Annotated in this window: 25 protein-coding genes and 1 riboswitch; of the genes, 6 read left to right on the top strand and 19 right to left on the bottom strand. The window is 75.3% G+C overall.

The features are described from left to right. Positions 1-120: 120 nt before the first annotated feature. From FKM96_RS12940 to rocD, 3 genes are all read left to right on the top strand, one after another. On the top strand, positions 121-669 hold the full coding sequence (locus FKM96_RS12940; protein ID WP_147795582.1) for an SRPBCC family protein: 549 nt from the start codon (positions 121-123) through the stop codon (positions 667-669). Between the two features lie 147 nt (positions 670-816). Next, positions 817-1,647 (top strand): dimethylargininase, encoded by an 831-nt coding sequence (ddaH, locus tag FKM96_RS12935; RefSeq protein ID WP_147795581.1) that lies wholly within the window; start codon positions 817-819, stop codon positions 1,645-1,647. 59 nt (positions 1,648-1,706) lie between these two features. Beyond that, entirely contained in the window at positions 1,707-2,954 is a 1,248-nt protein-coding gene (gene rocD / locus FKM96_RS12930; RefSeq protein ID WP_147795580.1) for an ornithine--oxo-acid transaminase, read from the top strand. Between the two features lie 40 nt (positions 2,955-2,994). Here rocD and FKM96_RS12925 read toward each other — a convergent pair whose 3' ends face one another. Next, positions 2,995-4,284, bottom strand: coding sequence for a hypothetical protein (locus FKM96_RS12925; protein ID WP_147795579.1), 1,290 nt, complete (start codon positions 4,282-4,284; stop codon positions 2,995-2,997). A 325-nt stretch (positions 4,285-4,609) separates the two neighbouring features. Here FKM96_RS12925 and FKM96_RS12915 point away from each other — a divergent pair, with 325 nt between their 5' ends. Next, positions 4,610-5,086 (top strand): Lrp/AsnC family transcriptional regulator, encoded by a 477-nt coding sequence (locus FKM96_RS12915; protein ID WP_147795577.1) that lies wholly within the window; start codon positions 4,610-4,612, stop codon positions 5,084-5,086. A gap of 52 nt (positions 5,087-5,138) precedes the next feature. Here the strand turns inward: FKM96_RS12915 and FKM96_RS12910 are convergent, their stop codons facing one another. The 4 genes from FKM96_RS12910 to FKM96_RS12895 all read right to left on the bottom strand — a co-directional run bounded on the left by FKM96_RS12910 (position 5,139) and on the right by FKM96_RS12895 (position 8,844). Continuing rightward, positions 5,139-6,110 (bottom strand): universal stress protein, encoded by a 972-nt coding sequence (locus FKM96_RS12910; RefSeq protein WP_147797106.1) that lies wholly within the window; start codon positions 6,108-6,110, stop codon positions 5,139-5,141. 127 nt (positions 6,111-6,237) lie between these two features. Then, positions 6,238-6,747 (bottom strand): HNH endonuclease, encoded by a 510-nt coding sequence (locus FKM96_RS12905; RefSeq protein WP_246854968.1) that lies wholly within the window; start codon positions 6,745-6,747, stop codon positions 6,238-6,240. 221 nt (positions 6,748-6,968) lie between these two features. Then, on the bottom strand, positions 6,969-7,751 hold the full coding sequence (locus FKM96_RS12900) for a C40 family peptidase (protein WP_147795575.1): 783 nt from the start codon (positions 7,749-7,751) through the stop codon (positions 6,969-6,971). Between the two features lie 2 nt (positions 7,752-7,753). Then, positions 7,754-7,922: riboswitch (cyclic di-AMP (ydaO/yuaA leader) on the bottom strand. Positions 7,923-8,145: 223 nt separating this feature from the next. Further along, positions 8,146-8,844, bottom strand: a complete 699-nt coding sequence (locus tag FKM96_RS12895) for a metal-dependent transcriptional regulator (RefSeq protein ID WP_147795574.1) — start codon at positions 8,842-8,844, stop codon at positions 8,146-8,148. Positions 8,845-8,932: 88 nt separating this feature from the next. Here FKM96_RS12895 and serC point away from each other — a divergent pair, with 88 nt between their 5' ends. Further along, on the top strand, positions 8,933-10,072 hold the full coding sequence (gene serC / locus FKM96_RS12890; protein ID WP_246854967.1) for a phosphoserine transaminase: 1,140 nt from the start codon (positions 8,933-8,935) through the stop codon (positions 10,070-10,072). Between the two features lie 51 nt (positions 10,073-10,123). On the opposite strand, the gene FKM96_RS12885 is transcribed toward serC, so the two are convergent. The 4 genes from FKM96_RS12885 to FKM96_RS12870 form a co-directional block, all read right to left on the bottom strand. Next, positions 10,124-10,876: an LPXTG cell wall anchor domain-containing protein gene (locus tag FKM96_RS12885; RefSeq protein WP_147795573.1), complete on the bottom strand. Its 753-nt coding sequence runs from the start codon at positions 10,874-10,876 to the stop codon at positions 10,124-10,126. Between the two features lie 154 nt (positions 10,877-11,030). After that, positions 11,031-13,049 carry a DUF4012 domain-containing protein gene (locus FKM96_RS12880; protein WP_147795572.1) on the bottom strand — a complete coding sequence of 673 codons (2,019 nt, stop codon included), beginning with the start codon at positions 13,047-13,049 and terminating at the stop codon, positions 11,031-11,033. 84 nt (positions 13,050-13,133) lie between these two features. After that, positions 13,134-14,456, bottom strand: a complete 1,323-nt coding sequence (locus FKM96_RS12875) for an MFS transporter (protein WP_147795571.1) — start codon at positions 14,454-14,456, stop codon at positions 13,134-13,136. A gap of 10 nt (positions 14,457-14,466) precedes the next feature. Continuing rightward, positions 14,467-14,895, bottom strand: a complete 429-nt coding sequence (locus tag FKM96_RS12870) for a MarR family winged helix-turn-helix transcriptional regulator (RefSeq protein ID WP_147795570.1) — start codon at positions 14,893-14,895, stop codon at positions 14,467-14,469. Positions 14,896-15,113: 218 nt separating this feature from the next. Here FKM96_RS12870 and FKM96_RS12865 point away from each other — a divergent pair, with 218 nt between their 5' ends. After that, positions 15,114-16,028, top strand: a complete 915-nt coding sequence (locus FKM96_RS12865; protein WP_147795569.1) for an endonuclease domain-containing protein — start codon at positions 15,114-15,116, stop codon at positions 16,026-16,028. A gap of 114 nt (positions 16,029-16,142) precedes the next feature. Here FKM96_RS12865 and FKM96_RS12860 read toward each other — a convergent pair whose 3' ends face one another. From FKM96_RS12860 to chvE, 10 genes are all read right to left on the bottom strand, one after another. Beyond that, a complete protein-coding gene (locus FKM96_RS12860; RefSeq protein WP_147795568.1) occupies positions 16,143-17,468 on the bottom strand; it encodes a UDP-glucose/GDP-mannose dehydrogenase family protein in 1,326 nt (441 codons plus the stop codon). 147 nt (positions 17,469-17,615) lie between these two features. Beyond that, positions 17,616-19,100, bottom strand: a complete 1,485-nt coding sequence (locus FKM96_RS12855; protein ID WP_147795567.1) for an NCS2 family permease — start codon at positions 19,098-19,100, stop codon at positions 17,616-17,618. A gap of 122 nt (positions 19,101-19,222) precedes the next feature. Continuing rightward, positions 19,223-19,711, bottom strand: coding sequence for a hypothetical protein (locus FKM96_RS12850; protein WP_147795566.1), 489 nt, complete (start codon positions 19,709-19,711; stop codon positions 19,223-19,225). Continuing rightward, complete coding sequence (locus tag FKM96_RS12845; RefSeq protein ID WP_147797104.1) at positions 19,708-20,070, bottom strand: response regulator; 363 nt, start codon at positions 20,068-20,070, stop codon at positions 19,708-19,710. Before FKM96_RS12845 ends, FKM96_RS12850 begins: the two co-directional genes overlap by 4 nt. A gap of 67 nt (positions 20,071-20,137) precedes the next feature. Further along, complete coding sequence (locus FKM96_RS12840; RefSeq protein ID WP_147795565.1) at positions 20,138-20,593, bottom strand: chemotaxis protein CheX; 456 nt, start codon at positions 20,591-20,593, stop codon at positions 20,138-20,140. After that, the gene (locus tag FKM96_RS12835) at positions 20,590-20,973 is read right to left on the bottom strand and encodes a response regulator (RefSeq protein ID WP_147795564.1); all 384 of its coding nucleotides are present in this window, start codon (positions 20,971-20,973) and stop codon (positions 20,590-20,592) included. The genes FKM96_RS12840 and FKM96_RS12835 overlap by 4 nt, the downstream gene beginning before the upstream one ends. Then, the gene (locus tag FKM96_RS12830; RefSeq protein WP_147795563.1) at positions 20,970-21,980 is read right to left on the bottom strand and encodes a protein-glutamate O-methyltransferase CheR; all 1,011 of its coding nucleotides are present in this window, start codon (positions 21,978-21,980) and stop codon (positions 20,970-20,972) included. Before FKM96_RS12830 ends, FKM96_RS12835 begins: the two co-directional genes overlap by 4 nt. Further along, complete coding sequence (locus tag FKM96_RS12825) at positions 21,977-23,170, bottom strand: chemotaxis response regulator protein-glutamate methylesterase (protein WP_147795562.1); 1,194 nt, start codon at positions 23,168-23,170, stop codon at positions 21,977-21,979. The genes FKM96_RS12830 and FKM96_RS12825 overlap by 4 nt, the downstream gene beginning before the upstream one ends. A 103-nt stretch (positions 23,171-23,273) precedes the next feature. Then, the gene (locus FKM96_RS12820) at positions 23,274-24,911 is read right to left on the bottom strand and encodes a methyl-accepting chemotaxis protein (RefSeq protein WP_147795561.1); all 1,638 of its coding nucleotides are present in this window, start codon (positions 24,909-24,911) and stop codon (positions 23,274-23,276) included. Then, the gene (gene chvE / locus FKM96_RS12815; protein WP_147795560.1) at positions 24,911-26,032 is read right to left on the bottom strand and encodes a multiple monosaccharide ABC transporter substrate-binding protein; all 1,122 of its coding nucleotides are present in this window, start codon (positions 26,030-26,032) and stop codon (positions 24,911-24,913) included. Before chvE ends, FKM96_RS12820 begins: the two co-directional genes overlap by 1 nt. Between the last annotated feature and the right edge of the window lie 240 nt (positions 26,033-26,272).

The raw sequence follows: 26,272 nt of genomic DNA, 5'->3' as shown, positions 1-26,272 counted from the left end.
CGCAGTTCACCGCGACGGGTGACGATCCCAGAGGGGACGATGTCGGGACGCGCCCGGGGCCGACGCGGGGCGAGTGGCCCCACCCCGTCCGCGACGCACCGACCGGGGACGAGGGCGACGATGATCACGCGAGACCGGGACCGCACGCCGTGGGCGCGCGCGTCCCGCGTGCTGCCCCTGGACGCCGAGCGCGCCTGGGACCTCGTCGCCGACGCCCGGCACCACACCCGGTGGGTCCCGCTGACCCGGGTCGACCTGACGCGCCCGGGCGACGAGGCCGCGGGTCCCGGCTGGGAGCGCTGGCCCGGCCGCACGGCCCCCGAGGTCGGCGACGAGATCCTCGCGGTGAGCGGCCCGACCGCGCGCCGCGGCGGGCCCGGCCTGGTCGACCGGATGCGGATCGAGCGCTACGAGCGCCCGCTCGGCGCCGTGCCCGGCGTGGCGGTGTTCCAGAAGCTCGGCCCGGTGCTGCTCGGCACCGCGCGGATCGAGGTCGAGGCGGCCGGCTCGTCGGCCCGCGTCACCTGGAGCGAGTCCGTCCACCTGCGCGGTCTGCCGCCGGGGGCGACGCGCTGGCTCGGCGCACTGCTCGTCGACGCGATGCTGCGGCTCGTCCTGGACCGCGCCGTGCGCGAGGCCGAGGGTGGCACGCAACGAACCGCCGCCTGAAGGCTTCATCGCGCAACGAACCGGTGGTGGCTGCGCAACGTCGCGCCATGATGCTCCGCTCGGGCGGCTCGTAGGCTTGCCCGGACGCGCCCCGACGAGGCGGCCCGACGTCCGACCACGCCGTCCCCGGACACCTCGAGGAGCACCATGCCCGCGACCCCGCAGCAGACCCGCCGCCACTACCTGATGTGCGAGCCGACGTTCTACACGGTCTCCTACGAGATCAACCCGTGGATGGACTCGACGCGGTACACGGACGCGGGCCTCGCGGTGCAGCAGTGGACGGTGCTCAAGGACACCTTCGAGTCCCTCGGCCACACGGTCGAGACGATCGACCCGATCCCGGGCCTGCCGGACATGGTCTACGCCGCCAACGGCGCGACGATCGTCGACGGCCTCGTGTACTCCGCGAAGTTCCGGTACCCCGAGCGGCAGCCCGAGGGCCCGGCGTACGAGAAGTGGTTCGCCGACCACGGCTACGTCACGCACACCGCCGAGCAGGTCAACGAGGGCGAGGGCGACATCCTCGGCGTCGGCGACGTGCTGCTGGCCGGCACCGGCTTCCGCACCGACCGCGCCTCGCACGACGAGCTCGCGAAGGTCACCGGCCGCGAGGTCGTGACGCTGGAGCTCGTCGACGCGCACTACTACCACCTGGACACCGCGCTGGCCGTGCTCGACTCGACGGCCGGCCGCGAGCAGGTCGCCTACTACCCGCCGGCCTTCTCGGACGCCTCGCGCGCCGAGCTGGAGCGCCGCTACCCCGACGCCGTCATCGCCTCCGAGGCCGACGCCGCGTGCCTCGGCCTCAACGCGGTGAGCGACGGCCTGAACGTCGTCGTCGCCCCCGGCGCGACCGCCCTGGCCGCCCAGCTGACCGACCGCGGCTTCCGCCCGATCCCCGTCGACACCAGCGAGCTGCTCAAGGGCGGCGGCGGGGCCAAGTGCTGCACGCTGGAGATCCGTCCCGCGCGCTGACCCCCCTCGGCCGGCCGGGGTCCCCCGGCCGGCCCCGCCCCGGCCGGAAGGTGACCGCCATGACCGCCACGATCCCCAGCCGGGACGCCGAGCGCGCCGCCGCCGGCCCGCTCGCGCCGAACTACCACCCGCTGCCCGTCACGCTGACGACCGGCGAGGGGGCGTGGGTCCGCGACACCGAGGGCCGGACGTACCTCGACCTGCTCGCCGGGTACTCGGCGCTGAACTTCGGGCACCGGCACCCCGCGCTGATCGGGGCCGCCCAGGCGCAGCTCGACCGGCTGACGCTGTCGTCCCGGGCGTTCGACCACGACCTGCTGCACCCGTTCGCCGAGGCGCTGTCCGACCTGGCGCGGCCGGTGGTGGCGGGCGTCGCCGGCGCGCCGCACCCGCAGCCGATGGTGCTGCCGATGAACACGGGCGCCGAGGCCGTCGAGACCGCGATCAAGGCCGCCCGGAAGTGGGGCTACGACGTCCGCGGCGTGGCGCCGGAGCGCGCGACGATCGTCGTGGCCGCCGGGAACTTCCACGGCCGCACGACGACGATCGTGTCGTTCTCCACCGACCCCGAGGCGCGCGACGGGTTCGCCCCGCACACCCCCGGCTTCCGGGTCGTGCCGTTCGGAGACGCCGAGGCGCTGCGGGACGCGGTCGACGAGACGACGGTCGCCGTGCTGCTCGAGCCGATCCAGGGCGAGCAGGGCGTCGTCGTGCCGCCCGCGGGCTACTGGCCCGCCGTGCGGGCGATCTGCGACGACGCCGACGTGCTGCTGATCGCCGACGAGATCCAGTCAGGGCTCGGCCGCACCGGCACGACGTTCGCGCTCGAGCTCTGGGGGGTCCGCGCCGACCTGGTGACGCTGGGCAAGGCGCTCGGCGGCGGGGTGCTCCCCGTGTCCGCGGTCGTCGGGCGGCCGGACGTGCTGGGCGTGCTGACGGCCGGCACCCACGGGTCGACCTTCGGCGGGAACCCGCTCGCGTGCGCGGTCGGGATCGCGGTCGTCGACCTGCTGCGGCCCGGCACGTTCCAGGAACGGGCCCGCACGCTCGGCGCCCACCTGCACGAGCGGCTGGCGACGCTGGTCGACACGGGCCTGCTCGTCGGCAGCCGGGGCGTCGGCCTGTGGGCCGGCCTCGACGTCGACCCGGCCCGGATGACCGGACGGGAGCTCTGCGAGCGGCTGCTCGGCCTGGGCGTGCTCGCCAAGGACACCCACGGGTCGACGATCCGGCTGGCCCCACCGCTCGTGGTGGAGGCCGACGACCTGGACCTGGCGCTCGACCGCCTGACGCAGGCGCTGCGCTGACCCGGGCGGCGCGCCCCGATGCCGGGGCGCGCGCCCGCGGTCAGGAGAACCGCATCGCGGTGTAGAGCCGGCCGTCGATCGTCACGGCGCCGATCGACACCGACGACCTGCCCTCCTTGAGGATCCACGCGCGGTGGCTCGGCGAGTTCATGTACGCCGCGATCATCTGGCTGTCGCTCGCGGGCTGCACCCACCCCACGATGTGGTCGCTGCCGGAGTGCCAGATGCTGCCGGCCGCGGCCATCGCGGCCGCGTGGTTCGCCAGCGACGACGAGCCCGACACCGAGAGCGCCGGCAGCCCGTTCGCGGCACGGGCGGCGTTGAGCGCCGCGCCGAGCCCGCCGACCCCGTAGGAGGAGACGCCCGGCGCCCAGGCGGACGCGGCGGGGGCGGCCGCGGCGGGTGCGGACGCCCCGCCTCCGGAGGACGCCGGGGCGGCGGCCCGGTTCGACCGGGCGGTGGTGGAGCGCGGCGACGCGGACCGCTGGGCGGCGGCACGCTGGGCGGCCTCCGCGGCGGCCCGCTCGGCCGCGGCGCGCTCGGCCGCGATCCGGGCGGCCTCCGCGGCCTGCCAGGCGGCCTCGGCGTCGACCGCGGCCTGCTGCGGCGCGGCGACCGAGGCGGTGGCCGCGGCGAGGGCGGCCGGGCTCACGCCGGTGCCGGTGCCGTCGGCGGCACGCTGCGCGACGTCGGCCGCGGTGCGCAGGGCGGCGAGGGCGGCGTCGCCGGCGTGCGGGGACGCGTCCGCCGCGGTGCGCGCGGCGGTCACGACGGCGCCCGCGTCCCGCACCGCGTCCGCCACGAGCGCGTCGTACCGGGCCGTCGCCTGCGCGGCGCGGGCATCGGCGAAGAACGCCTCGTCCGCGAGCTGCGCCGCGTACTCGACCGCCACGCGCTCCCGGGCATGTGCCCACGCGGTGGCGCGTGCGTCGGCGCGCAGCTGCAGGACCACGCCGGCGGCGACCCCGCCGACCAGGGCGAGGGAGAGCGCGGTGACGGCGACCGCGCGGCCGCGGGCGGTGCCGGGGCGGGCACCGCGGGCCGTCCGGGCCGCGGGGCGACCGGGCGCGCCGAGCGCGAACGGCGCACGGGCGGCAGGGACCTCGGCGGGAGGGGCGTCGAGCACGGGGACCGCCGGAGCGGGCGGCGCGTCGAGCACCGCGGTCGCCGCGCGCGCGGTCGCCGCCGCGCGCGTGCGCTGCGTCGGGATCGTGCCGGGCGCGGCCTCACGACGCAGGTCCTCGTCGCGCGGGCGCGGCTCCGCGGCGGAGCGGGCGGGCGGCGGCGTCGTGGGGTCCGGCGTCGTGGGGTCCGGGCGTCTGCCGGTCACCGGCATGACTGGTCCTTCCTCGGTGCGGTCGCTGGGCCCCCCTGTCCCCGCTCCCATCGACTCCCCGCGGGGGGCGCTGAACGCCCGGCCTCGGCGTTCACCCCCGCCTCGTCGTGAACCCGCAGGTCAGGCGCTCCAGGTCCCCCGCACGGGTGAACCGGCCACCCGGGTGGCCGTCACCCGCCCGCCCCCGGGCTCATCCGCGCCGGGACCCGTCCGCGGCGGTCGCGGCTCCGGTCCCGCGCCCCCGCCGGCCCCGCGACGCGGCCGCGCCCCGGGCCGGCACGTGCCCACCGCGGCGCGCGCCGTGCGCGAGGATGGGCCCGTGCCCCCCACCCGTCCCGGCGACCTCGACCCCATCGACGAGGCGATCCTCCGCGAGCTCGCCGTCGACGCCCGGGCGTCGTACGCCGACATCGGGCACGTGGTCGCCCTGTCCGCGCCCGCGGTGAAGCGCCGGGTCGACCGGTTGCGGGAGCGCGGCGTCGTGCGGGGGTTCACGGTGCTGCTCGACCCGGCCGCGCTCGGCTGGGAGACGGAGGCGTTCATCGAGCTGTTCTGCCACGGCTCGACCAGCCCCGCGACGATGCGGGCGGGCGTCGAGCGCTACCCCGAGGTCGTCGCGGCGAGCACCGTCACCGGCGACGTCGACCTCGTGGTCCAGGTGCGCGCGCGGGACATGCGGCACCTCGAGCAGGTGGTCGAGCGCCTCGCGGCCGAGCCGTTCGTCGCGCGGACGCGGTCGACCATCGTCCTGTCGGCGCTCGTCCGCCGCCCGGACGTCCCCCCGCCCCCGGCCTGACCCGGCCCGGGTGCCCGCCCGGACCGGCCCCGCGCCCGGCCGGCCCCGCACCTCAGCCCGCGGCCTGCTCCGCCGACCCGCCGCCCGCCGCGGCCATCCGCTCCTGGCACCGGTTCGTCACGACCATCACCGGGCACGCGGCGTGGTGCAGCACCGCCTGGCTGGTGGACCCGAGCAGCAGCCCGGCGAACCCGCCGCGGCCGCGCGACCCGACGACGATGAGGTCGGTGGCCGTGGAGAACTCGGTCAGCAGCTCGGCGCCGGTGCCGTCGAGGACGACCCGCTTGACGGTCGTCCCGGGCCGGTCGGCCAGCGCGCGGTCCACGACCACGTTCAGCCCCTCGGTGACGTCCGCCAGCACCTGGGTCTGGTCGATCGTCGCCGGCAGCCACGCCATGACCCCGGAGCCGCTGCCGACGGGCACGCCGGCGACCGCGGTGAGCTCGGCGCCCCACGCCTCCGCCTCGTCGATCGCGTGCCGCAGGGCGAGGTCGGCCTGCGGGCTGCCGTCGACGCCCACGATCATCCGTCGCACCGGCCGCACGACCGGGGTCGACTCGTCGGCCGGGACGACCCCGCCGCGGCGCTGGTCGCGCAGCGGGACCACCACGGTCGGGCAGTAGGCGTGCGCGGGCAGCGTGGAGGACACGGTGCCGAGCAGCCGGTCGGCGAACCCGCCCTTGCCCCGGGTGCCGACGACGGCGAGCGACGCGTCCCGGGACATCTCGACGAGCACGGCCGCGGCGTCGCCGGTCGCGACGGTCGTGACCACCTCGAGGCCCGGCGCCTCCGCGCGCTGCCGCGCCTCGGACAGCACGGCGCGCGCGCCCTGCTGGATGGCGGTGTCGTCCAGGGCGGCGTACCCGCCGTCCAGCGACGCCGCCGTGAACGACGGCAGCGTGTACGAGCACACGACGTGCAGCGTCCGGCCCCGCGTCCGGGCCTCCGCCGCGGCCCAGTCGAGGGCGTGCATGCTCGCCGCCGACCCGTCCACGCCGACCAGGATCTCCGCGTCCCGCTTCATCGCCACGACCTCCTTCGGTGCACGTCCCAGTGTGCCCCCGATCATGCCCGTTCCGCACTCGCCGTGGGGTCCGGCGTGGCGTGGGCTTGACGGAGGCTTGGGGCGACGGGGCGAGCGGCGCGGCGCGTCAGGCGGCCAGGTAGGGCGACCAGGCCGGCTCGTCGACCGCCGCCCCGTGCAGGAACGCCGTCGCGCCCCGGGGGGCGGACGGCGTCCAGGCGAGCTCCCAGCCGATCTCATGCAGGAGGTGGTCGGCCTTGCGGTGGTTGCACCGGCGGCAGGCCGCGACGACGTTGCCCCACTCGTGCCGCCCGCCGCGCGAGCGCGGGTGCACGTGGTCGACCGTGTCGGCGTGCGCGCCGCAGTACGCGCACCGGTGGTCGTCGCGCTGCAGCACCGTCCGGCGGGTGGGCGGCAGCGGTCGGCGCATCGGCACGTGCACGTAGCGGGTCAGCGACAGCACGACCGGCAGGGGCACCGCGACGTGCTCGGAGTGCAGCACGCGGCCGTCGGACTCGAGCACGGTGGCCTTGCCGGACATCACGAGCGTCACGGCGCGGGGCAGGCCGACGACGCAGAGGGGCTCGAGGCTGGCGTTCAGGAGCAGCGTCCTGGGTGGGGCGGGCAGCAGCAGCACGGCGTCACTCCTGGGTCCTCGGGGACCCGCCTGGCTGGCGGGCCCGCTGGGGGAGGCAAGCAAGAGCAGGGTACGCGCACCTGGCCGGAGTGACCCCATCGTTTGTGCCGCACGTCACGTCGCCGGCCCGGCGCCCGGCGCGGCCGCGCGGCCCGGGGACGACGCGACCCCCACGGCCGCGCGGGCCGTGGGGGTCGGGTCGGGAGAGGCTGCGGAGCGTGTCAGCCGATGCGGATGAACGTCGGGTTGCTCTGCCAGATGCTGCGGAACTGGATCGTCTTGCCCGGGCGGGGCGAGTCGATCTGCTGGTCGCCGCCGGCGTAGATCGAGATGTGGCCGGGGCTCCAGATCAGGTCGCCGGGCTGGGCCTCGGACGCGGAGATCACGGTGCCGGCCGCCTTGATCGCGGACGACGTGCGCGGCAGGGAGATGCCGAGCTGCGCGTAGACGTAGGACACGAAGCCGGAGCAGTCGAAGCCGGCCGGGGTGGTGCCGCCGGAGACGTACGGGACGCCCACGTAGCGGGCGGCGACCTCGAGCACGGCGTTGCCGGCGACCGACTGCGGGACCGCGGCGGCGGCGACCTCGGTCGCGGCGGCGGTCTCGACCGTGGCGCGCTGCGCCGAGCGGGAGGTGGTGGTGCGCACCGGCTCCGGCTCGGGCTCGGGCTCCGGGACGACGGCCGTGACGGCCGGGGTCTCGAACGACCACGCGGCGTCCGCGGGGGCCGTGACGACCGGCGCGGTCTCGAGGACCGTCTTCGCCGAGGCCGTCAGGGCGGCGGTGTCGACCGACGGCAGCGCGGCCTGGTCGCCGGAGGCGGTCGCGGCGCTGGCGGCCGGGACGGCGACCGCGGAGACCATGAGCCCCGTGGTGGCCGCGACGACGGCGGTGCGGCGACCGGCCAGGGCGAGCGTGCCCGTGGCGGCGGTGGCGAGATCGGTCAGGGGGGTGACGGGGCGACGCGCGGAACGGTGTCGAGCGCGCACAGCACTAGCGGTCACGTACAGCCTCTCCTGGCGCCTACGAGGTGAGCTGTCGGGTTCGGGTCGGAGATACCCGGCCGCGATCCGCTCCCGGTCACCCGGTCGCGTCACGCGGCTTCACCCCAAGGACACCGTCTCCGGTGCCCGCATGTGGTTCCCCCGCCCCTGCCGGCGAAGTGTGTACGGAACCTCGGGCGGCGGCAGGGCTCGGCGTACCGTCCAAGGGCTCGCACGGAGGAGGGTTCCGACGAGCAGGACCGAAGGTACCCGACCCCCGAGCCGATTGTCACGTTCCGGTCACGGGCTGTTTCCCGGCTCCGGGAGAACGCTCACATCGCCCAGCAGGTCACCGACGCACGAGGGCCCCGCGGGTGGCGTGCGCCACAACCCACGGGGCCCTCGGGGACGTCGGTCAGGAGGTGCGGAGGGACACGTGCCGCGCGACCTCCTGCGGCAGGTCCAGGACGGTCTCCGCGCCCGGGGCGCCGACCGTCACGGTGTTGCCGGTCTTCTCCACCGCGATCTCGTTCCCGGGCCGGACGCCGGCCTGGGACAGCCGCGCGAGCAGCTCGACGTCGGTCTGGATCGGCTCGCCGATCCGGGCCACGACGCCCTTCGTCGCGCCGCCGGCCTCGACCGCCACCGCGACCACCGGGGCGACGCCGTCGAGGAACCCGACGGGGGTGCGCTCCTCGCCGATCTCGTCGAGGCCCGGGATCGGGTTGCCGTACGGGTCGAAGTGCGGGTGGTCGAGCAGCCCGGCCAGGCGCCGCTCCACGCGCTCGCTCATGACGTGCTCCCAGCGGCACGCCTCCTCGTGCACGTACTCCCAGTCGAGCCCGATGACGTCGGTCAGCAGGCGCTCGGCCAGGCGGTGCTTGCGCATCACCCGCATGGCCTTGCTCTGGCCGGTCTCGGTCAGCTCGAGGTGCCGGTCGCCGGACACGACCAGGAGCCCGTCGCGCTCCATCCGGGCGACGGTCTGCGACACCGTGGGGCCGCTGTGCCCGAGGCGCTCGGCGATGCGGGCGCGCAGCGGGGTGATGCCCTCCTCGGTGAGCTCGTAGATCGTCTTCAGATACATCTCGGTCGTGTCGATCAGGTCACTCACGCCGGTGCCCTCCTGTCGTGCGCGGACGTCCGTCCACAGGCTAGTCGGCTCCGGCCCCGCGCGGACGCGCCTGGGTATCGTGCGGCTCGTGACCGCGACCACGCCGCCCGCCGTGACCATCCCGGACCACCTGCTGCCCGCCGACGGACGGTTCGGCTCCGGCCCCGCCAAGGTGCGCGACGCGCAGGTGCGCGCGCTGGCCGCCGCCGGGCGCACCCTGCTCGGCACGTCGCACCGCCAGCCGCCGGTGAAGCACCTCGTCGGCCGGGTGCGCGCCGGGCTCGGCGAGCTGTTCTCGCTGCCCGACGGCTACGAGGTCGCGCTCGGCAACGGCGGGTCGACGGCCTTCTGGGACCTCGCGACGCTCTGCCTGGTCGAGCGCCGGTCCGCGCACGCGGTGTTCGGGGAGTTCGGCTCGAAGTTCGCCGCCGCCGCGGCGCGCGCGCCGTTCCTCGACGAGCCGGTGCTGACGTCGGTCGCCCCGGGGACGTCGGCGGTCCCGGCCCTCGCCGAGGGCGTGGACGCGTACGCCTGGCCGCACAACGAGACGTCGACCGGCGCCGTGGCCCCGGTCCGCCGGGTGCCGGGCTCGGCCGACCAGGGCGCCCTGGTGCTCGTCGACGCGACCTCGGGCGCCGGCGGGCTCGCCGTGGACGTGTCGCAGACGGACGCGTACTACTTCGCGCCGCAGAAGTCGTTCGCCTCCGACGGCGGCCTGTGGCTCGCGGTGCTGTCCCCCGCCGCCGTGGACCGCGCCGCCCGGGTCGAGTCGTCGGGCCGCTGGGTGCCGGAGTTCCTGTCGCTCACGACCGCCGTGCAGAACTCGCGCGCGGACCAGACGCTCAACACCCCGGCGCTCGCGACGCTCGTGCTGCTGGCCGAGCAGGTCGACTGGATGCTCGCGAACGGCGGCCTGGCGTGGTGCGCCGAGCGGACCGCGACCTCCGCCGGCCACCTCTACGGCTGGGCCGAGGCCCGCGACTGGGCGTCGCCGTTCGTCGCCGACCCGGAGCAGCGCTCGCCCGTCGTCGGCACGATCGACCTGGCCCCCGAGATCGAGGCACCGACCGTCGCGAAGATCCTCCGTGCGCACGGCATCGTCGACGTCGAGCCGTACCGGAAGCTCGGGCGGAACCAGCTCCGGGTCGCGATGTTCCCCGCGGTGGAGCCGGACGACGTGCTCGCGCTCACGGCCTGCCTCGACCACGTGGTCGACCGCCTGGTCTGACCCGGCCGCGGCGGAGGGCGCCGGGCCGGCCCCGGCGCCCTCCCGCCCGCGTCAGCCCTCGTGGTGCCGGCGGCGCACCGGGATCGCGACCAGCACCCCGCCGACCAGCAGGAGCAGGCCCGCCGCGAGCAGCAGCGGCGTCGCGTCCGCGCCGGTGACCGCGAGCACCGCCGAGGCCGCCTGCACGTCCTCGGGTGCGGCGAGCACGTCCGACGTGACGACCACGCCCGCGACCTGCTGCTGCGGCGGGTTCGCGCACACCGCGGAGGCCGGCGGGTACGAGACCACCGTCGAGGCGCTCGGGTTGACCTCGAAGGTCACCTCGATCTGCGGCCGGCTGTAGTCGTACGCGTCGTGCTCGGTCCACGACCCGTCCGGCAGCTGCGTCCAGCCCGGCCAGTCGACGACCACGCCGTCCACGACGACGGTCCCCGGCCAGTACACCTGCCCGCTCAGCGGCAGCCCGGACTGCACCAGGTCCTCGCCGCCGGGGTTGTGCCAGGTGATCGTCACGGTCGAGCTGGACGTGCCGACGGGCTCGACCGCGTAGGACAGCGCGGGCGCCGACGCGAGGCACACCGCCTCCGCGCGGGCGATGCCGAGCTCGCACCGGGTGGGCGGGGCGTAGCCGTCGGCGGGGACGTCGGTCGGGGTCTCGCAGTCGCCGATCGGCACCGCGGGGACCGGGGCGGCCGGGGCCGCGACGGCGGGGGCCGTGGGCGCCGCGAGCGCCGGGGCGACCGGGCCCAGGACGGCGGCGGCCGCCGCGACCAGGCCGATCAGGATGCGTCGCCGGTGTGCCATGTGCTCCCCCAAGGACCGGGCGCCCGGCGTCGTTGCCGGACTCGGGCCCGATTCGTACAAATCGGACATTTCGGTCATGGTAGGCACGCGTCGGGCGGGGCCGCGCGGCCGCCAGGGGGTGGAAGTTCCGCGTCATCACGCGGATGTCGCGGGGTCAGGGGCGGCTCGACGCGTCGACGGGCGGCCTGACCTGCGCGGAGGCCCGGACGGCGGGGCCGCGGGGTGCCGCCGGGGCGGCGAAAGGGCGGCGGGTGAAATCACGCCGACGGGCGACGGCGCGGGGCGGGCGCGGGCGGGCGCGGGGCGGTGCCGAGCGCAGCACCGAGCGCACCGCGGACCGATGGCGGGGGCCGACCGCGGCACGACGCGCGCCCCTCGGCCCCGGGCGCGTCAGCCGGCCGGGCACTCCCCCGTCACCACGCCCGGCCCTGTGAGCGTCGGCGTCGTCCACACCGTCAGCGCCCCGCCGGGCGCGGGGGACGCGCACGCTGTGCGTCTCCGCGGACCCGGGCGCGAGCCGGGACGTCAGCACCGCCACGTCCCGCCGCGCGGCGGACGCCTGCTGCCCGCCGACCACGACCCCGTCGCGGGACACGGGACCCACCCGGCCGTCGCGCGGCGACCAGAACGACACGTTGGTCGCCAGCCAGCCCGCGGGCACCCCCGACCGGCCGTCGCCCAGCACCTGCGCCGGGTAGCCCGCCACGTCGGCCGGCGGCCGGTAGTCGAGCGCGAGGTCCACCCGGGCCGTCGGCTCGGCGGTGCCGCAGCCCTCCATCGTCACGGTGACCGTCGTGGTGAGGTCGTAGTCGAGCTTGCCGGCGGTGGCGTCGTCGAGGAACACCCCGAGCGCGCCGCCGACCCGCCCCGTGGGCGTCGCGGCGTCGCCGGTGAGGAACGCGCCGCCGAGCGGGGTGCGCGCGAGGACGGTCTGGTCCGCGGGATCGGCGGTCCACAGCGCCACCCGGCGCTCGTCCACCGCGTCGAGCAGGGTCTGACCCGCCACCCGCGCGGTCGCCGGGTCGGCGGCCGCGTCGCGCAGCACCGCGAACGCCGCCGTCGCCACCTGCGCGTAGAACGCGTCGCCCCACCGCGGGTCGCCGTACGCCAGGTACGCGTCGCGCAGCAGCGCCTGCAGCAGGGTGTCCCCACCCAGCTCCTCGCCGTCGGCCTGCACCGTGCGCCCGGTCGCGGACAGCAGGTCGGCCACCACGACCGGGTCGGTCGCGATGACGCCGTCGACCACCTGGCCCGTCGACCGCTGCCAGAAGGCGGCCGCGAGCGCCGCGGCCCGCGGGAAGTCGGGGACGAGCACGGAGTCCTGCACCCAGCGCCCCGGCCGGTCGCCGTACAGCGCGGCCTCGGCGTCGGACAGCGGCAGCGCGGGCGCGGCGAGCTCCGGCAGGTCGACGGTGCTGCGCTGGCCGACCAGCCCGACCGCGCCGTCCGCGACCTGGAGCACGGCGACCGCGCCGACGATGCCGCCCTGCGCCCGCAGCTCCGCCGGGTTGAGCGACAGCAGCAGGTAGGTGCGCGGGCCGTCCGCGCCGAGCAGGTCGGGCAGCACGGCGGCGACCTCGCCGACCGCCTGCAACGACCCGGACGCCCCGTCGAGCGCGGCCTGCAGCTGCGCGACCGGGCCCGCGACCGGGCCGACGAGCCGGTCGGGGTCGATCGTCGCGAGCTCCGCGCGCAGCGTGTCGACCACCGTCGCGGCCCGCGCGGCGGCCGGGGCGGCGGTGGCGACCGGGGCCAGGTCGACCCAGCCGGCGGGCACGGCCTTCGCGGGCTGCGCGCCCGTGTCGACCACCGCGCCGAGGGCGGTCAGCAGGTCGGGCGCGGCGTCGTGGGCGAGCCGGTCGGCGGCGGTCGCCACGACGGCCACGGCCCGGAGGTCGTCGCCGAGGAGCGGGAGGTGCTCGGCGAGCCGCCACACCGGGTCGTCCACCGCGTCGGCGGCGCGGGCGGCGGCGTCCTGCGCCCCGGGCAGCCGGGCCTCGAGCGCCGGCACGTCGAGCGCGTCGGCCTCCCCGCGGGCGCCGTCCGCCGCGGCCTGCAGGTCCCGCAGGGCCGTGCCCGCCTGGTAGACCCGGAACGCCAGCCAGCCGCCGAGCAGGAGCGCGCCCGCGAGCAGCGTCGCCACCGCGAGGAGCACCCGTCGTCGGACTGCCATCCGTCGATCGTCACATATCGGACAAATCGGGCAAGGGGTCGGGCGCGGGTTCACCCGCTCGGGACGGCGCGGAGCCGCGGGCGGCTACAGCGCCGCGTCCGCCGCCTCGCGCGCCGCCACCTGGTCGACCCCGCGCCGCGGTGCCGGGACCTCCGGGTGCAGCACCTCGAGGTGCGGGCGGCTGAGGAGCCGGTACCGCACCTGCACCTGCCAGCGCTTCCGCGCCCACAGCGCCGCCGCGACCGACACCAGCAGCGCCGTGATGGAGCCGATGCCGATCGACCAGCGCGGGCCGAAGTGCTCCCCGATCCAGCCGACGATCGGCGACCCGATGGGCGTCGCCCCGAGCATGACGATCATGTAGAGCGACATCACCCGGCCGCGCACCACCGGGTCGGTCGACATCTGGATGGTCGTGTTCGCGGCCGTCATCATCGTCAGCGAGGCCAGGCCGACCGGGATGCACGCCACCGCGCAGGACACGTAGGTCGGCATGAGCGCCTGGACGCCCGTCGCGACCCCGAACGCGAACGCCGCGCCGATCACCAGCCGCACCCGGGGCCGCTCGCGCCGGGCCGCCAGCAGCGCGCCGGCCAGCGAGCCGATCGCCAGCACCGAGCCGAGGATCCCGTACTCCCCCGCGCCCTTGCCGAACTCCGCCCGGGCCATGAGCGCGCTGGTCATCTGGAAGTTCAGGCCGAACGTCGAGACGACGCCGATGACCGCCATGATCACGAGGATGTCGCTGCGCCCCCGGACGTACCGGATGCCCTCCCGGATCTGGCCCTTCGCGCGCGGGGCGACCGGCATGGTGTGCAGCTCACCGGTCCGCATCAGCATCAGCGCCAGGATCGTCGCCGCGAACGACACCCCGTTGATGACGAACACCCAGCCGGTGCCGACCGCCGCGATCGCGAGACCCGCGACGCCCGGGCCGATCAGGCGGGCGGCGTTGAAGGACGTGCTGTTGAGGCCGACCGCGTTCGACAGCCGGTTCGCGGGCACCAGCTCCGCCACGAACGTCTGCCGCACGGGCTGGTCGAGCGCCGCGACCGCCCCGAGCGCCAGCGCGAACAGGTAGACGTGCCACAGCTGCGCGTGCCCGGACAGCACCAGCGCACCCAGCCCGAATGCGAGCACGCCCTGGGCGCCCTGCGTGATCATCAGCAGCTTGCGGCGGTTGACCCGGTCGGCGAGCACGCCCGCCCACGCGGACAGCAGCAGCGTCGGGGCGAACTGCAGGGCCGTCGTGATGCCGACCGCGAGGCCGGAGTCGTCGGACAGGTCGGTCAGGACGAGCCAGTCCTGGGCGACGCGCTGCATCCAGGTGCCGACGTTCGCGACGAGCGCGCCGGCGAACCACAGCCGGTAGTTGAAGTAGCGGAGCGACGCGAACGTCGAGTTCATGCGGGCGGCCTCATCCTGCCGCGATCCGGCGCAGCAGCACGGCGGCCTGCGCGAGGGTCCGGCGTTCGTCGTCGGTCAGGGTGTCGAGCTGGGCGGCGAGCCACGCGTCGCGGCGGCGGCGGGTCTCGCGGACCTCGGCCTCCCCCGGCGCGGTCAGGCTCACGACGACCTGGCGCCCGTCGGTCGGGTGCTCGGACTTCTGCACGAAGCCCAGCTCCACCAGCGCGTTCACGGTGCGGGTCATGGAGGGCGGCTGCACGTGCTCGGCGTCGGCGAGCGCGCCCGGGCTGAGCGGGCCCTCCCGCAGCAGGATCGCGAGCACGTTGAACTGCGGGTCGGGCAGGTCGGCGCCGCCGCGCCGCGAGCGGATCCGTCGCGTCGACTTGGCGAGCGCGACCCGCAGGTCCCCCGCGAGCTCCCCGGGGCTGTCGCTGGTCATAACAGTTACCTTACGTCATTACCTTCGCTAACAAAACCGGCTCGCCCCTCGCCCGGGCCGTCCTCGCCGAGATGGCAACTCTCGGCTGCACGAGGGGGCGCAGACACAGCCGAGAGTTGCCATCTCGGCGAAGGGTCGGGCGCGAGGGGCAGGCATCTGTCCACAGGCGGCCGGGCGAGGGGTGCGGCGCCAGTCCGCGAGAGGGCACCGTGGCTGACATGCCCCGTCCCCCGCGCACGCTTCCGGCCGTCCTGCGTCGCGGGCCGTTCACGGTCACGGACGGCCTCGCCGCCGGCACTCCCGAGGACGCGCTGCGCCGCGCCGGCCTTCGCGTCCCCACCCCCTCCGTGCGTGCTGCTGGTCCCGCACCCGCTGCGAGCGACGTCCTGGCGCGGTGCCAGGAGTTCGCGCCGGTGCTCCCTCCGGACGCGGTGTTCTGCCACGGCACCGCGTTCGCCCTCCTCGGCGCCGACCTGCCGTTCGACGTCGACGCGACGGGCGACCTCCACGTCGAGGTGGGCCCGGGCCGGTCGCTTCCTCGTCGGCGAGGCCTGGTCGGCCATCGCCGATCGTCGACCGGTGTCCCCTTCCTCCGGTTGCCCCTCGGCGTGCGTGTCACGCTCCCCGAGGCCGCGTGGATTCAGCTCGCGACCGCGGTCCCTCCGCGCGAGCTCGTGGTCGCCGCGGACGCCCTCATGCGCCGCCGGACCCCGCTGTGCCGACCCGAGCACCTGGAGCGCGCCGTCTCGGCCCTGCCGGCGGGCGCCCGCGGTGTCCGCCGGCTGCGCAATGCGCTCGTCCACGCACGCGCCGGCACGGACTCGTCCATGGAGACGCGGCTGCGCTGGACCCTGACGGACGGCGGCCTTCCTGCCCCGTCAGTCAACGCCCTCGTCCGCGACACCGACGGACAGGTCGTCGCGATGCCCGACCTGTCGTACGAGGAGGAGCGCGTCGCGATCGAGTACGACGGGGACGTCCACCGGACGGACCGCCGTACGTGGTTGCGCGACGGGACGCGCCGCGCCGCGCTGGAGTCGCTCGGCTGGCGCGTGATCAGCTGCACCGCCGACGACGTGCTCCGCCACCCCGACCGACCCGTCACGTGGGTCCGTCGCGCCCTCCGCCGATGACCCCCGCCGAGATGGCAACTCTCGGCTGCACCCGAGGGTCCTCGCAGAGCCGAGAGTTGCCATCTCGGCGAACGGGAGGCGGCAAGCAGGGGCGGGCGCGGAGGAGCGCGCGGGTCAGGGGCGGCCCAGGGCGCGGTAGGTCCAGCCCGCGGCGCGCCACGCGCGTGGGTCGAGGACGTTGCGGCCGTCCAGGACGGCCCGGCGCGCGACCAGGGCGCCCAGCGCCACCGGGTCCAGCGCGCGGTACTCCGCCCACTCCGTCGCCAGCAGCACCACGTCCGCGCCCGCGACCGCCTCCTCGACCGTCGCCGCGAACGCGAGCCCGGGCCACGCGCGCCGCGCGTTCTCCACCGCCTGCGGGTCGGTCACCACGACCTGCGCGCCCTGCAGCTGCATCTGCGCGGCGACCGACAGCGCGGGCGAGTCCCGGATGTCGTCCGAGTCCGGCTTGAACGCCGCGCCCAGCACCGCGATCCGCCGGCCGACGATCGAGCCGTCGCACACCTCGCGGGCCAGGTCCACCATCCGCACCCGCCGCCGCATGTTGATCGCGTCGACCTCCCGGAGGAAGGACAGGGCCTGGTCGACGCCGAGCTCGCCCGCGCGCGCCATGAACGCCCGGATGTCCTTGGGCAGGCAGCCGCCGCCGAACCCGAGCCCCGCGTTGAGGAACCGCCGCCCGATCCGGTCGTCGTACCCGATGGCGTCCGCGAGCCGGGTGACGTCCGCACCGGTCGCCTCGCACAGCTCGGCCATCGCGTTGATGAACGAGATCTTGGTCGCCAGGAAGCTGTTGGCCGCGACCTTCACCAGCTGGGCGGTCGCGTAGTCGGTGACCACGAGCGGCGTGTGGTCCGCGAGCGGCGCGGCGTACACCTCGTCGAGGACCCCACGGGCCCGCTCGCCCTCGGCGGTCGGGGTGCCGTCCTCGTCGGCCGGCAGGCCGTAGACGAGGCGGTCGGGGTGCAGCGTGTCCTGCACGGCGAAGCCCTCGCGCAGGAACTCCGGGTTCCACACCAGCGTGGCGCCGGTGCCCTCGAGCCGCTCCGCCAGCGCCTCGGCGGTCCCCACCGGGACGGTCGACTTGCCGACGACCAGGTCGCCCGGCTGCAGGTGCGGCAGCAGCGCCGCGAACGCGTCCTCGACGTAGGTGAGGTCGGCGCGGAACTCGCCGTGCTTCTGCGGGGTGCCGACGCACAGGAAGTGCACGGTCGCGCCGGCGACCGCGGCCATGTCGGTGTCGAACACGAGGCGCCCGTCGCCGCCGACCTCGGCCAGCAGCTCCGGCAGGCCCGGCTCGAAGAACGGCGCGGTGCCCGAGGCGAGCAGGGCGACCTTCGCGGCGTCCACGTCGACCCCGACCACGGTGTGCCCGAGCTTCGCCATGCTCGCGGCGTGCACCGCGCCGAGGTAGCCGCAGCCGATGACGGAGACGCGCATGGGGAACCCTTTGTCAGATCGCGGAGGACGTGTGTGAACCTACCGCGGCCCGCCACCTACCGCCGGGCCCCACCGAGCCCCCACCCACGACGACGCCCGCCCGGACGCGAGGTCCGGGCGGGCGCGGTCAGGGTGAGACGCGGCTGGTCAGACGCCCAGCCAGGACTTGATCGGGCCGATGAGGAAGTACACGACGAACAGCGCCGCGGCGACCCACATGAGGGGGTGCACCTTGCGCACCTTGCCGAGCGCCAGCTTCAGCACGACGAACGAGATGACGCCCGCGCCGATGCCGACCGTGATCGAGTACGAGAACGGCATCAGGACGATCGTCAGGAACGCCGGGACCGCGACCTCGAAGTTCTTCCAGTCGATCCCGGACACCTGCATGACCATGAGGAAGCCGACGACGACCAGCGCCGGGGTGGCCGCCTCGAACGGCACCATGCCGACCAGCGGCGCGAGGAAGGTCGCGAGCAGGAACGCGACGCCGGTCGTGACCGACGCCAGGCCGGTGCGCGCGCCGTCGCCGACGCCCGCGGCGGACTCGACGTACGAGGTGTTCGACGACACCGAGGCGGCGCCGCCCGCGGCCGCGGCGATCGAGTCCACGACCAGGATCTGCCGGGTGCGGGGCGGGTTGCCCTCCTTGTCGAGCAGGCCCGCCTCGCCGCCGACGGCGACCATCGTGCCCATCGTGTCGAAGAAGTCGGCGATCATCACCGAGAACACGAGCAGGATCACCGCGACGACCCCGATCTTCTCGATCGAGCCGAACAGCGAGAACTGCCCCAGCAGCGAGAAGTCCGGCGCGGCGACGACGGAGTCCGGCACGGCCGGGACGGCCAGCGACCAGCCGTCGGGGTTGTCGGCCGAGCGCTCGCCGAGGTTGCCGACGGCCTCCACGACGATCGCCAGCACCGTCGAGGTGGCGATGGCGATGAGGATCGCGCCGTGCACCTTGCGGGCCATCAGGATGATCGCGAGGAACAGGCCGACGACGAACACCAGCAGCGGCCAGGAGCCCAGCGAGCCGCCGATGCCCAGCTCGACCGGCGTCGCCTGGCTGAACGGGATGCGCACGAAGCCGGCGTCGAACAGCCCGATGAACGCGATGAACAGGCCGATGCCGACGCTGATCGCGGTCTTGAGCTCCATGGGGACCGCGCGGAACACGGCCTCCCGGAACCCGGTGAGCACCAGGACGAGGATGATCAGGCCCTCGAGCACCACGATGCCCATCGCGTCGGCCCAGGTCATGTCGGGCAGCGAGGCGATCGAGTACGCGACGACGGCGTTGAGGCCGAGGCCCGCGGCGAGCGCCAGCGGGAAGTTGGCCACGACGCCCATGAGGATCGACATGACGCCTGCGACCAGGGCGGTGGTCGCGGCGATCATCGGGATGTTCGGCTCGGAGCCGCCGCCCAGGAAGTTGCCGGAGCCGTCCTGGACGGTCCCGAGGATGAGCGGGTTCAGCACGATGATGTAGCTCATCGTGAAGAAGGTGACGAGACCGCCGCGGATCTCGGTGCCGATGGTCGACCCGCGCTCGGAGATCTTGAAGAACCGGTCGACCGCGTTCTTCGGCGCGGCGGACGCCGGAGCGGTCGCCCGCGGGGAGGTGGTGGACATGGGGGGAAGTATGGCGGACGGGTGACCCCTCGGTCGCCGGTGTCCGGGAAGCGTTCACCGGCCCGGAACACGCGACGGCCCGGGCCCGTCGCCGGACCCGGGCCGCGTCGCGGCGGGAGGTGTCAGATGACCAGCACCGACGCCGTGCCCTTGCCGTAGCCGGACACCTCGACCTCCAGGTCGAGCCGGCGCACGTACGCCAGCACCCACTGCGCCACGTCGGCCGGCAGCGGCTCGCGCGGGGCGTACCACTTGTCCAGCTTGAGGTGCGGGGCGTCGCCGACGTTGAACAGCGCGGCGGTGACGTTGAGGATCTCGCCGGCGTTCTCGGCCAGGGCCGAGGGCAGCTGCTCCTCCTCGACGGCGGTCTGCGCGGTGCGGGCCGGGACCAGCGCGATCGACGCGCCCAGGTGGGCGGCGAGCGGCAGGTCGAACAGCACGAGCGCGGACAGCTTCATGAGCTTGTCGACGTAGACGCCGACCAGCGCCCCGCCGTTCAGCACCGGGTCGACCATCGGGCCGCCGGTCGTGACGGTGATGTCCCGCCCGACCAGGCCCTCCCAGTGCTCGCGCACCTCCATGGCCGCGGGCAGCGGCGTGGCGTCGCTCATGCCAGCACCGGGTCGATCGCCTCGCGGAAGGTGTCCGCGGTGAACGGCTTGGCGATGAGGAACAGCGCGCCGGCCTCCTCGGCCGTGGTGCGCATCTCCTCGGAGCCCTCGGAGGTCACGAACCCGAGCGGGGTGCCGAACCCCTCGGCGCGCAGGGCGCGCAGCAGGTCGATGCCCGTCAGGTTCGGCATGTTCCAGTCGGACAGGATGACGTCGGGCTCGTCGGCCCGCACGGCCTCGAGGGCCTCCTGGCCGTCGGACGCCTCGCGGACGTCCCAGTCGTAGCCGGCCTGGCGCAGCGTGCGGATCACGATCTGCCGCATCACCCGGCTGTCGTCGGCGATGAGCACGCGGATCATGCTCGTCACTTCCCTTCGGTGGCGGGTCCCGCGACGGTGGACGCGGGGGTCTGGGTGGTGCCGGGGCTCACTGGAACAGCGAGACCACGACGACGATCGGACGGCCGCGCCAGTCGAGGCGCAGCTCGTGCGTGAGCGACCCGGCGGGAGCCGCGGGGAGCGCCGACTCGACCTGGGGCAGCCCGAGGGTGCCCTGGGTCGGGAGCAGCGCCTTGATGTTCCCGCCGACGACGTTGGCGACCTCGCCGAACGCGTCCTGCAGGTCCTCGGGGCCGACGGGCTCGTCCGCGCCCATGCCGAGCAGGGCGCGGGTCAGCTCGTGCGCGGTGGGGACGTCGGTGGTGACGGCGGCGCGCCCGGCGAGCTCGCCGTGCACGTCCACCCAGGCGGCCAGGGGCTCCGCGGGGGCGGGCACCTCGCCCTCCCAGGGGCGGAGGTAGCCGGGCTCCCCGTCGATCATCGCCGCGAACACCTCCTCGGCGATCGCGAACACCTGGTCCTGCTCCACGGCGGCGGCGGTCATACGGGCTCCTCGGCGGGGACGAGCCCGAGCAGGTCGAGCTTGTCGCGGATGGCATCGGTGGTGAACGGCTTGATCAGGTACTCGTGGGCGCCCGCCGCGAGCGCGCGCACGATCTGCCCGTGCTCGCTCTCGGTGGTGACCATCATCAGCGTGATGTTGCGCCAGGCCGGGTTGGCCCGGACCTTCGTGACGAACGTGAGGCCGTCCATGACCGGCATGTTCCAGTCGATGCAGGCGAGGTCGACCTCCTCCCCGGACTCGAGCAGGTCCAGCGCCTGCTGCCCGTCCCCGGCCTGGACGGTGCTGAACCCCAGGTCCTCCAGGGCGCCCGCGACGATGCGTCGCATCGTCCGCGAGTCGTCGATGACCAGTGCTCTCATCGCGTCACTCCTTGTTCGAATGCCGGTCCGGCAGGGCGCCTCGGCGCGGTGGGCAGGGTGGTGGCCGGTCGGGGCTGGACGGGCCAGGTGGTCGTGGGGGTCGCGGCGACGGGCACGCGGGGTGCCGCCGCCGGGACCGCGACGGCGGCGCCGGTGAGGGTGCCGAGGGCCGGCCGGGGGGCCGGCACGGCGCCGGCCTGCACCGGGCGGTACACGGACCCGCGCTCGACGGGGACCCGCTCCCAGTCGCCGTCGACGCCGATGGTGGTCTCCGCGGCGCCGAGCACCAGGTACCCGCCGGGGCGGAGGGCGCGGTGCACCCGGCCGAGGATCGAGCGCTTGGTCTCGAGGTCGAAGTAGATGAGCACGTTGCGCAGGAACACGATGTCGAACGGGCCGGGGGGCGCCGGGTCGAGCAGGTTGTGCTTGGTGAACGCGATCGTGCGGCGCAGCTCGTCGGCGATCTGCCAGTCGTGGCCGTTGCGCTGGAACCAGCGGACCATCATCGGCGCGGGAAGGCCCCGGTTGACCTCGAGCTGCGAGTACCGGCCGGACCGGGCCTGCGCCAGCACCTGGTCGGACAGGTCGGTGGCGGTGATGTCGAACCGGGCGCCGGGGCCGAGCACGTCGGTCAGGGTCATCGCGATGGAGTACGGCTCCTGCCCGGTGGAGCAGGCGGCGGACCACACCCGCAGGCCGTCCAGCACCGTGCGCTCGGCGCGCAGGCCCGGGACGATGTGCGTCCGGAGCGCGGAGAACGGCGTGTTGTCCCGGAACCACGAGGTCTCGTTGGTGGTGAGCGCCTCGACGATGTCGGCCAGGTCGGACTCGCGGCGCGCGGCGCGCACCTCGCGGACGTAGGCGTCGACGCCGGCGTGGCCCCCGTCGCGGGCGAGCGGCAGCAGCCGGCTCTCCACGAGGTACTCCTTGCCTGCCTCCAGCTGGATGGCGCTGCGCCGCCGCACGACGTCGGCGACGAAGGCGAAGGTGTCCTGGGTCAGGCTCACGGCCGACCTCCGATCGGGGCTGCTGCGGGGCGTCCGGAGCCGGCGCGGGCCAGCACGGACTCGAGGGTGGGGGCGACCTCGCCCAGGGGGAGCACGCGGTGGGCGAACCCGGCGGTCGCGACCGCACCGGGCATGCCCCAGACGACGCTGGTGGGCTCGTCCTGCACCACGACGGTGCCGCCGGCGCCGACGACGTCCTCGCACCCGGTGCGGCCGTCCGCGCCCATGCCCGTGAGCACGAGGGCGAGCAGCTGGCCGCCGAGCTCGCGGACCGCCGACCGGAACAGCACGTCGACGGCGGGACGGCAGAAGTTGACCGGCGGGCCGTCGGTGAGCTTCACGCGGAGCTGGCCCGCGGACCGGCTCAGCTCGAGGTGGTGGTCGCCGGGGGCGATGTAGACGGTGCCGGGCTGCAGCAGGTCGCCGTCGGCGGCCTCCACGACGGTGGCCGGGCCGAGCCGGTCGAGCCGGGCGGCGAGCTGGCGGGTGAACACCGGCGGCATGTGCTGCACGACGAGCACGGGCACCGACGGCGGCGCCGACAGGGCGCCGATGACCTTCGACAGCGCCTCGGGGCCGCCGGTCGACGAGCCGATGATCACGGCGCTGACCGGGTGCGGCGCGGGTGCCTGCCGGGTGACGACCGGGCGGCGGGCGTTCGCCGAGGAGGCGATCGGGGCGGCACCCGCGGCGAGGCGGGCGCGCGGCGCGGGGGCACCGGCCGGTGCCGCGCCCCCGGCCGGGCCGGCGGCGGACGGGAGCGCCCCTGCGGCCCCCGCCCGGTGCGGCACGAGCGCCTTGATCTTCGGGATGAGCTCGCTCGCGACGCGGTCCAGCGACTCCTGGACGCTGCCGACGTTCGCGGGCTTGGTCACGTAGTCCGTCGCGCCGGCGACGAGGGCGTCCAGGGTGGCGGACGCGCCGCGCTCGGTGAGCGTGGAGAACATGATGATCGGCATGGTGTGCCGGTTGCGGCGCAGCGCGCGCACCGCCTCGATGCCGTTCATCTCCGGCATCTCGATGTCCATGGTGACGAGGTCGGGGGCCAGCTGGTCGACCTTCGCGAGCGCGATGCGCCCGTTGGAGGCGAAGCCCACCACCTCGATGTCGGGGTCGCGCGAGAGCGAGTCCGTCACCAGCCGGCGGACGACGACCGAGTCGTCGACCACCAGCACACGGATCCTGGTCACGTCGTTCCCCTCACATGCGGACCGGCCGCACCGGCCGGGTTCGTGGTTCTGATCGGTCGGTGCGGCCGGTTCCTGAGCCGCCGGGGCGGCCCGGTGGGTGCCGTCAGTAGGTGAAACGCGCGACCCGCTCGTGCAGGTCGGCGGACAGCGACGCGAGGTCGTTGACCTGCGAGGACACCCCTCCAAGGACGTCCGCGGAGCGCGCCGCGGCGCCCGCGACGCCGGTGATGTTGCTGGCGATCTCACCCGACCCCGTGGCGGCCTCCTGGACGGACCGCGACATCTCGGTCGTGGTGGCCGTCTGCTCCTCCACCGCGCTGGCGATCGTCAGCTGGTAGTCGTTGATCGACGCGATGATCTGGGAGATCTCCCCGATCGCCGTGACGGCCGCCGTGGTGTCGTTCTGGATGGCCTCGACCCGGCGGGCGATGTCCTCCGTGGCCTTGGCGGTCTCCTGGGCGAGCTCCTTCACCTCGCCGGCGACGACGGCGAAGCCCTTGCCGGCCTCCCCCGCCCGGGCCGCCTCGATCGTCGCGTTCAGCGCCAGCAGGTTGGTCTGCTCGGCGATGCTCGTGATGACCTTGACGACGTTGCCGATCTCCTGGCTGGACACGCCCAGGCGGGCGACCTGGTCGTTGGTCGCGGCGGCGACGTCGGTCGCCTGGCTGGCCACCTTGGCGGCGTGCGAGGCGTTCTGCGCGATCTCCCGGATGCTGGCGCCCATCTGCTCCGCGCCGGCGGCGACCGCCTGCACGTTGCGGGACACCTGCTCGGCCGCCGCGGCGACGACGCCCGCCTGGGCCGAGGTCTCCTGGGAGCCCGCGACCACGTCGCCGTTCGACGCGGTGAGGCTGGCGGCGGTGGTCTCCACCGAGCCGGCGGCCTCCACCACGCCCGCGAGCGTCGTGCGCAGCGACTCCTGCGCCTGGTCGAGCGCCTCGGCCATCCGACCGGTCTCGTCCCGCCACGGCACCGCCGTGGTCACGGTGAGGTCGCCGTCGGCCATCGCCTCGAGCGAGCCCTGCACGCTGCGCACCGCCCGGGTGATCCGGCGGATGACGAGCACGGCAAGCAGGCCGGACAGGGCCGCGCCGACGACGAACGCGGCGATCAGCGCGAGGATCGTGCGGTCCACCTCCGCGCGGCTGTCGGCGAGGATCTGGTCCACCTGGGCGTCGACCTGGCCCTGCGCCAGCGCCAGCGCGCGGCCCGCCCAGTCGGGGTCCGCCGAGGCGTCGGCCGCGAGCGCGGTGCGCAGGCCGGGCAGGTCGCCCGCCTGCACGAACGGCAGCAGCGTGCCGTCGCGGTAGGCGGTCCACGCGTCCCAGCGGGTCACGAAGTCGGCCCACTGCCGGGTGTCGGACTGCGGGTAGGCGTCGATGGCGTCGATCTGCGCGGCGACGTCGCGGTCGTTCCACGCCGAGGACTCGAGCAGCTGCGCCTTCACCGAGTCGTCGGTCGCCTCGGCGGCGCGGTGCACCAGCAGGTGGCTGCGGGTCTGGGCGGTGCGCAGCTCGGACATCGCCGACTGCAGGTCGCCGGTCAGGCCGGACATCTCCTCCAGGTGCTGGCCCGCACGGTACAGCGCCACGGCTCCGACGCCACCGACGAGGGCGAACGTGCCGCCCAGGACGAGCAGCGAGACGGAGATCTTGAGCGCGATCGGGCGGTCCCAGAACCAGGACGCGCGGCTGCGCCGGGTGCCGGCCGGGGCGTCCGGGGTGTGGTCGGTGGTGCGCATCAGCCCAGCTCCTCCGGCGAGTAGTAGCCGCCGTCCACGAGGACCTGGCGGTAGTTCTGCGACGTGACCACCTGCGGCGACAGCAGGTACGACGGGACGACCTTCACGCCGTTGTCGTACGAGGCGTTGTCGTTGGTCTCGGGCTCGGCGCCGTCCAGCAGCGCGCGCACCATCGAGACGGCGACCTCCGCGAGCTGGCGGGTGTCCTTGTAGACCGTGCCGTACTGCTCGCCCGCCGCGATCGACTTGGCGGAGGCCAGCTCGGCGTCCTGGCCGGTCACGACCGGCAGCGGCTGGTCGACCGAGCCGTAGCCGATGCCCTTCACCGCGTCGAGGATCGCGATCGAGATGCCGTCGTACGGCGACAGCACGCCGTCGAGCCGCCGGTCCGCGTACCGCGGGAGCAGGGTCTGCATCCGGGCGGTGGCGTTCTTCGGGTCCCACGCGGCGGTGGCGATCGTCTCGAAGTCGGTCTCGCGCGACGGGACGACCAGCACCCCGGCGTCGAGGTACGGCTGCAGCACCTGCATCGCCCCGCTGTAGAACACCGACGCGTTGTTGTCGTCGGTCGACCCGGCGAACAGCTCGACGTTGTAGGGGCCGGTCGCGCCGGTGGGCTCGCCGCCGGCGTCCAGGACGCCGAGGCCCTGGAGCAGCTGCGTGGCCTGCAGGACGCCGACCCGGGCGTTGTCGAACGTGGCGTAGTACGCGACGTCGGGGGACTCGCGGATCAGGCGGTCGTAGGCGATCACCGGGATGTCCGCCGCGGCCGCCTCCGCGAGCACGTCCTTGAGCGCGACGCCGTCGATGGAGCCGATCACCAGCGCGTCCGCGCCGGCCGCGATCATGTCCTCGAGCTGCTGCACCTGGGTGGGCACGTCGTTCTCGGCGTACTCGAGGTCGACGTCGTAGCCGAGCGCCTGCAGCTGGTCCTGGACGTTCTCGCCGTCCGCGATCCACCGCTCCGACGTCGTCGTGGGCATCGCCACGCCGACCAGCGGGCGCGCGTCCGCGCTCCCCCCGGCGTCCACGGACCCGCAGCCCGCGACCGTCACCACCGCCGCCAGGGCGAGGGACGCGGCGAGCGCATTCCCCGCACGGCGACGCTTCCCGTGCCTCATCTCGACTCCCTCGTCCGATCCGGCGTGGGCGCCCCCTGGCGCCGCCGTGCCCCCTGGATCGACCGGGATCACGCGGATGTGAGCGCTCCCGCCGGGGGAAACGCCGGGTGAACACGCGGCGTCCGGCCCGGCCGGCGCCGGCACCGGCGTCCCGCGAAGGCGCCGCACCTCTCCCGCGAGTGGGGAGGAGACACGTCGAGTGCCTGTCCGGTGGACAGGCACTCGACGTGTCGGATGTGC

This window comes from Cellulomonas sp. Y8, assembly GCF_008033115.1.
GTDB lineage: Bacteria > Actinomycetota > Actinomycetes > Actinomycetales > Cellulomonadaceae > Cellulomonas.
This window is presented reverse-complemented; position numbering and strand designations above follow the sequence as displayed.